Raw genomic sequence first — 11,142 nt, 5'->3', positions numbered from 1 at the left:
GATCGCCGCCGAGGCGCGCGTCGCGGCCGAGACGCTGCGCGGCGCCGAGGCACGCGCGCAGTGGTGGCCCAAGCTGTTCCTGAGCGCCCTGTTCGGCCGCGAGGACCTGCGGCTGAACGCGCTGGATCTCGCGCCGGTGCATTTTTCGAACGTCGCGCTGGCGTTTGCCGCGCCGATCTTCAATGCCGGGCGCATCGACGCCGGCATCCGCGTGCAGTCGGCGCGGGCCGAGGAGGCCCTGCTGGCCTGGCAGAAGGCGGTGCTGGTGGCCGTGCAGGAAGTCGAGGACAGCCTGCTGGTGCGCACCGAAGAGGCCGAGCGCGCTGCCGCGCTGAGCCGCACCGTCGACCACCGCCGCCGCTCGCTGCAGCGCGCCCGGTCGCTGCAGCGCGAAGGCCAGATCGACCTGCTGGTGTTGCTGGACGTACAGCGTTCGGTGCTGGCCAGCGAACTCGCCCTGTCGAGCAGTCGCCTTCAGCAGGTGCTGGCCGACGTTCAACTCTACAAGGCACTGGGCGGGGGCTTCGCGCCGCCTCGGACCGGTGTTGTCTCGACTTCTCTTGCCGCAAGGACGCCCCGATGAACAGGATCTCCCCCGCCATGACCCTCACGGTCATGGTCGCTGCCAGCGCGCTGTCGGCCGCCTGCAGCAAGCCAGGCGCTCCTGCCGCCATCGTCAAGCCGGTCTTCGTGACCACGGTGACCGAGACGGCGTCCGCGCAGACGCGCGCCTTCACCTCCGTGGTTCGAGCGCGTGTCGAGACGGACCTGGGTTTTCGCGCCGGCGGCAAGGTGGTCGAGCGTCTGATCGAGGTCGGTGATGTCGTGAAGGCCGGCCAGGCACTCGCTCGCCTCGACCCTGCCGACTATCAGTTGGGCGCGAGGGCCGCTGCCGACCAGGTGCAGGCTGCTTCCGTGGATGCGCAACAGGCCGCGTCCGACGAGGCGCGCATGCGCCGCCTGCTCGCCGACGGTTCGGTGGGCGCTGCCGACCATGAGCGCCAGAAGGCGCGTGCCGACGCAGCTGCGGCTCGCCTGGACCAGGCCCGCCGCCAGCTCGACCTGGCGCGCAACCGCGAAGGCTATGCCACGCTGGTGGCGCCCTATGCCGGCGTGGTGACGGCGCTGCGCTTCGAGCGTGGCCAGGTGGTCACCGAGGGCCAACCCGTGCTGTCGCTGGCCCGTGACGGGGAACGCGAGATCGTCGCCGACCTGCCGGAGGAATGGGTGGGCCGGGCGCGGACCCTCGCCGCCGTGGCCACGCCCTGGCAGGGCGCGGCGCAAGACGCAAAAGCGCCGCTGCGGCTGGTGTTGCGCGAACTCTCGCCACTGGCCAGCGCGCAGGGCCGGACCTTCCGCGTGCGCTATGCCGCGACCCCCGAATCGCGCGCGCAGGTCGCGGCGCTGCCACTGGGCAGCACCATGCAGCTGAACCTGTCCGACCCGACCGCGGGTGCGCCGACGGCCGCCCTGCCGGTCACTGCGCTGGTGAAGGCCAGCGGCTCCGCGGGCGTCTGGGTGCTGGATGCCAAGGGCTCGGGCCTGGCGTTCCAGCCCGTGCAGGTGGTCGGCGCGGACGACGCGTCGGTGCGCGTCACCGGCCTGGCCGCCGGCAGCCGGGTGGTCAGCGTCGGTGCCCAGAAGCTCGATGCCGGCATCAAGGTGCGGGCCGTCGAACGTTCGCCCGAAGCCGGGCCCGCCCCCGTCACCAAGAGCAGCTCGCAAGGGCAGTCATGAAGCGCTTCAATCTCTCGGAATGGGCCGTCACGCACCAGCCGATGGTGCTGTTCCTGATCATCGCGACGCTCATCGTCGGCGTCATGTCCTTCAGCCGCTTGGGCCGTCTGGAGGACCCCAACTTCGACGTGCCGCAAATGACGGCCATCGTCGTGTGGCCCGGCGCCACCGCGCAGGACGTGCAAGACCAGGTGCTCAACCGCATCGAGCGCCGGCTGCAGGAGCTGGATCACTTCGAATCCGTGCGCAGCTTCGCACGCCAGGGTTATGGCGGTGTCACGCTGTACATGAAGGGCGGCYCGAGCAAGGCGGAGCTGGACAACGCCTGGTACCAGGTGCGCAAGAAGATCGGCGATGTGCGCCAGGAGTTCCCCGACGGCGTGCGCGGGCCCTTCTTCAACGACGAGTACAACGACCGCTACAGCGTGCTCTACGCGTTGAGCGCGCCCGAGCTGTCGATGGCCGAGCTGCTGGCGGTCACCGAAGACGTGAAGCGGCGCATCCAGGGCGTGGACGGCGTCGGCAAGGTCGACGTTCTGGGCAAGCAGGCCGAGCGCGTGTACGTGGAGCTGTCCACCCGGCGGCTGGCCGCACTCGGCATCGCGCCGACCGCCGTGTTCGACGCGCTGGCGCGCCAGAACCTGGTGGCCCCGGCCGGTTCGGCCGATGCCACGCACGACCGCGTGCAGGTGCGCGTGGACGGCGGATTGCACGGCACCGCGGACGTTTCCAACGTGACGCTGGAAGTGGGTGGCCAGCTGCTGCGGCTGGCCGACATCGCCACCGTGCGCACCGGCTACGAGGATCCGCCGAGCCTGACCATCCGCCACAACGGCGTGCCGGTGCTGGCCATCGGCGTGACGATGCAGGCCAACGGCAACGTGCTGGACTTCGGGCACGCGCTGGAACAGCGGCTGGCGCAGGTGCGGCAGGAACTGCCGGCGGGCGTGGAGATCCAGCAGTACGCCGACCAGCCGCGCGTGGTGGAGGAGTCGGTCTGGGAATTCGAGCGCTCGTTCCTGGAAGCGCTGGCCATCGTGCTGGCCGTGTCCTTCCTGTTCCTGGGCTGGCGCACCGGCATCGTGGTGGCCGCGTCGGTGCCGCTGGTGCTCGGGCTGGTGGCGGCCGTCATGCACGCGGCCGGCTGGGCCCTGGACCGCATCTCGCTGGGCGCGCTGATCATCGCGCTGGGCTTGTTGGTCGACGACGCCATCATCGCGGTGGAGATGATGGTGGTGAAGCTGGAGGAAGGCTGGGACCGGCTGCGCGCTGCCACCTACGCCTACACGACCACGGCGCTTCCGATGCTGACCGGCACGTTGATCACGGCCGCCGGGTTCATGCCGGTGGGTTTCGCCAAGTCGATCGCCGGCCAGTACGCGGGCGGCATCTTCTGGGTCGTCGGGCTGGCGCTGATCCTGTCGTGGCTGGTGGCCGTGATCTTCACGCCGTACCTGGGCGTGCTGCTGTTGCCGAAGAACCTGGCCGCCGGCACGCACCACGACGTCTACGACCGGCCCGTCTACCACCGGCTGCGCGCCGTCATCGATTGGGCGGTGCAGCGCCGGGCCTGGGTGCTCGGCGCCACGGTGCTGCTCTTCGCCATCGCCGGTACCGGCATGCTGACGGTACAGCAGCAGTTCTTCCCCACCGCATCGCGGCCGGAACTGCTGGTGGACCTGAGACTGCGCGAAGGGGCGTCTTTCGCCGCGACCGAGCGCCAGGTGAAGCTGCTCGAAGCCCGACTGGCGAAAGACCCGGACATCGAATTCTTCACCGCTTACACCGGTGCCGGCACGCCGCGCTTCTATCTGTCGATCCTGCCGGAGTTGCCGAACCCGGGCTTCGCACAGTTCGTCGTCAAGACGGCGGGCATTGAACAGCGCGAACGTGTGCGCGCCCGGCTGATGGACCTGTTCGCCAAGGACGAGGCGTTGCCGGACGTCAACGCGCGCGTCACGCGCCTGGAGTTCGGCCCGCCGGTGGGTTTCCCGGTCCAGTTCCGTGTCATCGGCCCCGACAAGGCGCAGGTGAGGGAGATCGCCTACAAGGTGCGCGACGCGGTGCGCCAGAGCCTGCTGGTGCGTGACACGCAGTTGGACTGGAACGAGCAGGTCCGCTCGATGAGGGTCCACGTCGACCAGGACAAGGCACGGCTGCTGGGCCTGTCCACGGCCGACATCCAGGGCCTGGTGCAGACCACGCTGGACGGCGCACCCGTGACGCAGATCCGCCGTGGCGAAGAGCTCATCGACGTGGTCGTGCGAGCGACACCCGAGGAGCGCAAGAGCATCGGTCGACTGGGCGACCTGCCCGTGTTCACGCGCAGCGGCGTGACCGTTCCGCTGTCGCAGCTGGCCCGCGTGGAGCCGGGCTTCGAGGAGCCGGTGCTGTGGCGACGCAACCGCGACATGGTGCTCACCGTGCGCAGCGACGTCGCCGACGGCGTGCAGGGTCCGGACGCCACCGCGAAGATCCGGCCGTTGCTGCAGCCGATCGTCGACAGCTTGCCCACGGGCTACCGCCTCGAGGACGGCGGCGCCATCGAGGAGAGCGACAAGGCCAACAAGGCACTGTTCGCGGTGTTCCCGGCGATGTTCGCGGTGATGCTGACTCTGCTGATGATCCAGTTGCAGAGCTTTTCACGCCTGTTCATGGTGTTCATGACGGCGCCGCTGGCGCTGATCGGCGTGGTGCCGGCGCTGCTGCTGTTCCAGGCGCCATTCGGCTTCGTCGCGCTGCTGGGCGTGATCGCCCTGAGCGGCATGATCATGCGCAACTCGATCATCCTGGTCGACCAGATCGACCAGGACATCGCGCGCGGCGTGGCGCCCTGGACCGCCATCGTCGACGCCACGGTACGGCGCTCGCGCCCCGTGGTGCTGACCGCCGCCGCCGCGGTGCTGGCCATGATCCCGCTCACGCACAGCGTCTTCTGGGGGCCGATGGCCATCTCGATCATGGGCGGCCTCGTCGTGGCCACGGCGCTCACCCTCGTCTTCGTGCCGGCACTGTACGCCGCCTGGTTCCGCGTCCGGCGTGACCACATTTCAACCAAGGAGCAATGAATGTCCAACGACCACAAGCAGCAGGATGGCGTCGCGATMGTCACCGGGGCATCGGGCGGTATCGGAGAGGCCACCGCGCTGGCACTGGCGCGGGCCGGATACCGGGTCTTCGGCACCTGTCGCAAACCTCCGCCGTCGAAGTCCGCGGGTGTCGAGTACCTGGTTTGCGATGTCACCAGCGATGCGTCAGTCGAGGCCGCGTTCGGCGAAGTGCTTGCAAAGGCCGGCCGCATCGATCTGCTGGTCAACAACGCAGGGGTCGGGCTGATGGGCGGCGCGGAGGAGTCATCCATCGAGCAGGCGAAGTCACTCTTCGCCGTCAATGTGTTCGGCGTGATGCGGACCACGAACGCCGTCCTTCCCGTCATGCGCCGGCAGGGGCGGGGCCGGATCGTCAACATCAGCTCCGTCATGGGACTGATCCCGGCCCCTTACATGGCGCTGTATGCATCGAGCAAGCACGCCGTGGAAGGCTATTCCGAGTCGCTGGACCATGAGGTCAGGGACGCGGGTGTCAGGGTGGTGCTCGTCGAACCCGCGTACACACGGACTTCGTTCGAGAGCAATCTGATCCAGGCTGACCAACCGCTCGACAACTACAAGTCCGCACGCTCGAACGCGGAGGCTGTCATGCGCGACGTGATGAAAAACGCCGACTCGCCGGAGTCGGTGGCGCAAACCGTCTTGAAGGCCTGCTTCGCGGCAAACCCGCGCCGCCGCTACGCCGCAGGTGGATTCGCGCGACAAGTGAGCCTGCTTCGTCGGTTCGTCCCGGCAGCCGCGTTTGACAAGAGCCTGCGCAAGCAGCTGCGGCTGCCGGCATAGGTCGCGCCACCCCACCCCTCCATGAAACCGACACCCACATGAATTCCATCAAGGTACAGCATCAGACTCTACTCGCCATCGCGGCCAGCCTCGCCTGCGTCGGCACGGCCAACGCGGCTGCCTTCCAGCTCAAGGAGCAGAGTGCCACTGGCCAGGGGCGCGCCTTCGCGGGCTCGATCAGCGAAGGCGGAGACGCCACCGTGATCGCGAACAACCCCGCCGCCATGACGCTGCTGAACGGCCGGTTGATCCAGGCCGATGTCGCGGTCATCGACTACGCCGTCAGGTTCGACGGCACGGGCCATGACGCGCTGGGCCGCCCGCTGTCCGGAGGCCATGGCGGCAACGCCGGCGACACCGCTGCGGTGCCGTCGCTGTACTTCCACACGCCTCTGACGGATCGAATCCATCTCGGCTTCTCCATCACGGCGCCGTTCGGCTTCAAGACCGAATACGACGATGGCTGGGTCGGCCGTTACCAAGGCGTGAGAACAGAGCTCAAGGCCGTCGACGCCGGCGTGGCGGGGTCCTACAAGGTGAACGAGGTCCTGTCGCTCGGCGCCTCGGTGTTCGCCGAGCGCATGGAGGTGAAGTTGCGCGACGCGATCGACTTCGGCGCTCTCCTGGCCGCTTCCAGCGTCTCCGGCTTCTCCCCGACCAGTGCGGACGGATACATCGACATCGACGGCCACGACACCGCGGTCGGCTACACGCTCGGCGGCCTGCTGCGCCCGGCTGACGGGACGACGATCGGATTGGCCTATCGCTCGGAGGTCAGGCACAAGCCGAAGAGCGCCCAGGTCGACTTCTCGATCCCCCCGGCCGCCAACGCCGTGCTGTCCGCGGCCAGGCCCGGCACCTTCGTGAGCACGAGCGCGAGCACCGAGCTGACGATGCCGTCGTCCTGGACGCTCAGTGTCAGCCAGCGACTCGACGACCAGTGGACCGTGATGGCGGACTACTCGCGCACGTCATGGGAAAAGTTCGGCAGCGTGGTGCTGGACTTCGCATCCAACCTGCCCGACGAGACGCTGCACTTCGGCTATCGGAACACGTCGTTCTACTCGATCGGCACGGAGTACCGGGCCAACGACAGCTGGACCTTTCGTGGCGGTGCCGCCTATGACCAGACCCCCGTCACCGATGCGGTGCGAGACGTCCGCGTCCCTGACGTCAGCCGAAGGTGGCTGTCCCTCGGGGCGACATGGCGGGTGGGCGAGTCGCTGACCTGCAGTGTTGGCTACACGCACTTGTTCATCAAGGACACGAGCGTGAACCTCACTTCGTCCACCGCCAGCACGCTGCAAGGTACGTACAAGCTGCGCAGCGACATCGTCGCGGTTTCTGCCCAATACCGCTTCTGACGCTATCGCGCCACCGGATGCGGCGAGCCGAACCAGCGCATGGCTGCCAGGCGAACCTCGTCGTGCGACGGCGGCCCGTCGCACGCCCAGGCGACAAAGCCGTCCGGGCGCACCAGCAGGGCCGCCAGGCCGAGCGGTTGCTTCGCGTTGCCGGCCACGTAGCTGATTCGATCGCTCCACGGCGCAGCGCTGTGCCGCAAGGGATGCGAGCCGTCGAGATCGACCAGCAGGCCTGCGCCGTCATGGAGGTGCGACGCGAGCCTGCTGCCGTCGTCGAACTCGAGATCGGGCGCGCTGCAACCGGTCAGCGGGTGCCTGCCGCCCAGGTCATAGCGCAGCGAGAGGTCCCACAGCTGCCCGGCAAAGTAGGTGGACCCGTCGGGTGTGCTCATCAGGTCGCGCAGGATGCTTTCGAGGGCCCGCCCCTGCGGACCCGGCCGCATGATCGCGACTTGCGCGCGCGTCCAGTCCAGCAGCCACTGCCCCACCGGGTGCCGCTCCGCCTGGTAGGTGTCGAGCAGCCCGGCAGGCGCCGTGCCGCGGACCGTGGCCGCGAGTTTCCAGCCGAGGTTCATCGCGTCGCCCAGGCCCGCGTTCAGGCCCTGGCCGCCGAGTGCGGAATGGATGTGCGCCGCATCGCCGGCGAGCAACACGCGGCCCTTGCGGTACGCCGTGACGAGCCGCGCGCGGTCGGTGAAGCTGGTGGCGAGGTGGACGGCGGACAGCGTGACATCGGTGCCCGACACGCGGCGAAGCACCACCTGCAGGTGCTCGAGCGTGATCGCCTCCGATCGGTTGAAGGCGCCGCCATCAAAGTCGGCGATGGCGATCTGGCCCGGCTGGTTCATGTAGAAGCCGACGGGTGTGGCATTGCGACCGGGGCGCAGCTTCTCGGGGTCGGCGATGTCCACCAGCGCCGAGTACGCGGTGAATTCGGGCTCGGTGCCGGGGAACTCGAAGTCGCCCAGCTTGCGAACCGTGCTGCGGCCACCATCGCAGCCGACCAGCCACTTCGCCTGGACCGAGAGGCTACCGGTGTGGACGAGGACGTGGTCGCCGCGATCATCGAACCCGGTGACTGCGAGGCCGCGGCGGATGTCGACGCCCAGCGCGAGCGCCCGTGCCGCGAGCACCGATTCCACCGATGCCATGTCGGCCGCGAAATTGCTGGAGGCCGGGTTCGGCAGGCGGTACGTCCAGCGAGACGGGTCGATCCTGGCGGCGTCGATCGCGATGCCCGCGAAATGACCGGCCTGGGCTTTGCGTGGAGCGCCCGTTGCAGCCGCCGCGGTGGCGAGGAGGTCGTCGAGGAGCCCGCGGCGGTGGAAGGCCTCGCCGGTCGCGACGGACAGGCCGCGGGTGCCGAGCGGCGCCGCCTTCAACGGGGTTGCGGGGCTGTCGGCCCGTTCGAGGACCAGCACGTCGAGCCGGGCCAGCGCGAGTTCGCAGGCGAGGAAGAGGCCGACGGGGCCGGCGCCGGCGATGACGACATCGTGAAGACGGGGAGAGGATTGGGAGGTCATGGCATGTGGATGGCAGTCGCACAGCTTCGCGCGGCTGCGTCGATGCGCAGCCGGTCAGGACAACGAAACTGAGGGGGTCAGCAGGCGAGCGCGTGGGTCTCCGGCTTCAGCGGGAGAAACAACGCGGTCGACGATTCAAGGTCGGGAACGAAGACGGGTTCGCTTGGCGATAGGCCGCACCGATGGGTGGGATGTTCCGGGGAAGGCGTCCCGGCGCAGGAGGCACGGGATCGGGAGCGATTCTAGCGGCGGAGCGGACTCACGCAGACCTTCTCAGATGATGCCTGTCATTCGATGATTCGAGGACCCACTTGCTGGTGTTCATTGGCAGGTTCCAGTGGGTGATGGAGGTGTAGCCGACAGCAGGGTAGGCGCGCCGAAAGGCGGCATCTCCGTAGCCGAAGAAGTACTGAAAGGCCACCTGGATCACGCCGCCATGGACCACGAGCACGGCGGTCTGCCCGAGGTGTTTCTTGACGATCGCGTGGAGTGCCGATTGCACCCGGGCACTGAACTCGATGGTGGTTTCGCAGCCAGGGGCGAAGCGATGGAATTGCCGGTCTCGCTCGCTCAGGCTCTGCCAGAGGGTGGTGAACTCGTTGGTGTCCATCGTGCCGTCGTCGCTCCGCCATTCCTCCAGGTCTTGTTCCGGCACGGCAGAAAGGCCGAGCGCCGGGGCCAGGATGTCCGCAGTCTGCCGAGCTCTTGGCAGCGTGCTGGCGTAGAGGGCGTCGGCGTGGATTTCCTTGCCGAGGCGAAGCCTGTCGGCCAGTGCCTGCGCCTGCAGTTTCCCCTCATCGGACAGCCCGAGATCGACGTGCGGGCCCGCACCGTCGACCTGCCCTTCGTCGTAGGCGCCATGGCGGATCAGAAAGATGGAAGTCATGCTTGTCGTGGCGCTGGTCATTTGATGGCCTCGCTCCTCACCTCGACGGTGCCGTCACCTTGCCGCACCCGCGTGACGAGAATCTCTCCTCGGTAGCCGGCTGCAGCGGTGCCACGCACGACCCAGACGCCATCTTCCAGCGTCGCGGAGTAAGGCTCGAATCGAGCCGTGCTGGCTGGACTGAATGACGACTGGCTCGTCTTCTCGGAGACTGAGCGCCAAGCCTGCCTTGACGCTGCAATGGCCGCATCGGGAGAGTCGACGGAGTTCTTGCCTGGGGCCACAAACGCGGGGAGTACCAGGGCCGCAATGAGTCCCAGCGCGAACGGGGCCAGAAAGACGCCGATCATCAGCCAGCCTTCGAGCCTGAAGTGCCGATTGATCGATCTCATCGTGGAGCTTCCACCTTGCTGTCCCCCCCATCTGCGGGCTTCGCCACGAAGGCTTGCTTTCCGTGGCGATCGAATCCCGCTTGCTCGTAGAACTGCAAAGTGCCCTCGTCCTTGCGGCCGGTGAGCAGCATGACCTTGTAGCACCCTTGCTTCCAGGCTTCAGCCAGGGCCTGTGCAAGGAGGGCTTTGCCCCAGCCTTGCCCACGATGCGCCGCATGGGTGACGACGTTCTCGATCAGCCCGTAGGGCCGGCAAGCGCGAGTGAGGTTCGGAATGACGGTGAGCGTGCAGCTCGAGACCAGATCGGCTTCGGCAAAGCCGCCGAAGTACTTGATGCGTGGATTGGCGAGAGCCTCAGCCCAGACGGTCTCGATGGCTGAGATGGGCGGCAGCGGGTCGTCATGCTCGTGCAGGTGCGTGTACAGGCGGAGCAGCGGCTGAAGTTCCTGCGGCTGAAGCTCGCGAATGTTCATGTGGGTGACTTGTAGCAGGGAATGTCCATGCGCGGTCAGACGTCCGGTTCACCCCAAAAGTCAATGAACAACTTTTTGAGATTGGGAGGAATCATCGGCCAAGCCCATCGCCTGGCATCGGCCTTCAGCCCCGACATCAGATTCTCGACGCACTGTGCCAAGAAGTCGTCAGCATCGGCCGCTTCGACTGGAAACCTGGAAGCGATCGCACGCCTCACTCCGATGATGTTCATCGTCCAGGCTCCTGTCCGCGAACCACTGCGAAATGCAGCGAGGTCTCGAGCTCCTTCTTTCGATCGGCCAAGTGCAGGTGATCGAACGCGTCTCCCATTCGATTCATCTCGCGTGCGTCTCCTTGAAGGGCACCGAGCCTTGCGGCTGGCCCCCCATCTTGAACGGGACCGTGGTCTGCGCCTGCACGGCGCAGGCAACGAGCGTCAAAGGCAGCGTGAGGGTGGCAAGTGTGCGAAGCATGCGACTTGACGGCGTTGGCCGTCACCCGTGAATGATGAGGGCCTGAATCTGTTGACGGTGGATGAAGGGGTTGCGAAGCGTGCGCGAAGTGCCGATGAGTGCCGTGGCGGATCGATCAGATGACGAGATCCAGCCAATCGTCCAGCGATGGCCCGGACCGCGATTCACCGCCGATTCCGACCATCGGCTTGTCCATCTCCTTGCGATGCGCCTTCCGGCTGGCTTCCTCGCGTTCCAGTCGCTCGCATGCAAAGACCGCTTCCAGTTCGGCCTGGGACAGGACCATGTCCTTCGGGAGCGGGCGGTCGCAACGCTCGCACTTCGGGTACCGATTCGTCAGCACGACGAATCCGCAGTGAGGGCATTTTGCGGGGGATGCTGGGCTTGGCATATCGGACCC

11 protein-coding genes are annotated in these 11,142 nt (G+C 67.4%); 5 read left to right on the top strand and 6 right to left on the bottom strand.

Annotation, left to right across the window (positions count from 1 at the left end):
* The 5 genes from AC1D12_RS12805 to AC1D12_RS12785 form a co-directional block, all read left to right on the top strand.
* On the top strand, positions 1–583 hold a 583-nt coding region (locus tag AC1D12_RS12805; protein WP_477840767.1), incomplete at its 5' end, for a TolC family protein.
* A 17-nt stretch (positions 584–600) separates the two neighbouring features.
* Positions 601–1,737, top strand: a complete 1,137-nt coding sequence (locus tag AC1D12_RS12800) for an efflux RND transporter periplasmic adaptor subunit (RefSeq protein ID WP_477826998.1) — start codon at positions 601–603, stop codon at positions 1,735–1,737.
* On the top strand, positions 1,734–4,805 hold the full coding sequence (locus AC1D12_RS12795) for an efflux RND transporter permease subunit (protein ID WP_477840766.1): 3,072 nt from the start codon (positions 1,734–1,736) through the stop codon (positions 4,803–4,805). Before AC1D12_RS12800 ends, AC1D12_RS12795 begins: the two co-directional genes overlap by 4 nt.
* A complete protein-coding gene (locus AC1D12_RS12790) occupies positions 4,806–5,630 on the top strand; it encodes an oxidoreductase (protein WP_477826808.1) in 825 nt (274 codons plus the stop codon).
* A 38-nt stretch (positions 5,631–5,668) separates the two neighbouring features.
* Positions 5,669–6,994, top strand: a complete 1,326-nt coding sequence (locus tag AC1D12_RS12785) for an OmpP1/FadL family transporter (RefSeq protein ID WP_477826807.1) — start codon at positions 5,669–5,671, stop codon at positions 6,992–6,994.
* A gap of 2 nt (positions 6,995–6,996) precedes the next feature.
* Here the strand turns inward: AC1D12_RS12785 and AC1D12_RS12780 are convergent, their stop codons facing one another.
* From AC1D12_RS12780 to AC1D12_RS12755, 6 genes are all read right to left on the bottom strand, one after another.
* Complete coding sequence (locus AC1D12_RS12780; protein ID WP_477840764.1) at positions 6,997–8,517, bottom strand: FAD-dependent monooxygenase; 1,521 nt, start codon at positions 8,515–8,517, stop codon at positions 6,997–6,999.
* 259 nt (positions 8,518–8,776) lie between these two features.
* Positions 8,777–9,424 (bottom strand): histidine phosphatase family protein, encoded by a 648-nt coding sequence (locus tag AC1D12_RS12775; RefSeq protein WP_477840762.1) that lies wholly within the window; start codon positions 9,422–9,424, stop codon positions 8,777–8,779.
* Positions 9,421–9,795 (bottom strand): hypothetical protein, encoded by a 375-nt coding sequence (locus AC1D12_RS12770; protein ID WP_477840760.1) that lies wholly within the window; start codon positions 9,793–9,795, stop codon positions 9,421–9,423. The genes AC1D12_RS12775 and AC1D12_RS12770 overlap by 4 nt, the downstream gene beginning before the upstream one ends.
* Positions 9,792–10,268: a GNAT family N-acetyltransferase gene (locus AC1D12_RS12765; protein ID WP_477840758.1), complete on the bottom strand. Its 477-nt coding sequence runs from the start codon at positions 10,266–10,268 to the stop codon at positions 9,792–9,794. Before AC1D12_RS12765 ends, AC1D12_RS12770 begins: the two co-directional genes overlap by 4 nt.
* 35 nt (positions 10,269–10,303) lie before the next feature.
* Positions 10,304–10,501, bottom strand: a complete 198-nt coding sequence (locus AC1D12_RS12760; protein ID WP_477827811.1) for a hypothetical protein — start codon at positions 10,499–10,501, stop codon at positions 10,304–10,306.
* A gap of 356 nt (positions 10,502–10,857) precedes the next feature.
* Positions 10,858–11,142: hypothetical protein (locus tag AC1D12_RS12755; RefSeq protein ID WP_477840756.1), on the bottom strand; the 285-nt coding region annotated here is incomplete at its 5' end.

It is taken from the genome of Rhizobacter sp. P1_G5 (assembly GCF_056405435.1).
Note: the sequence above shows the minus strand (reverse complement) of the source record. Positions and strands in the feature narration are given on the sequence as shown.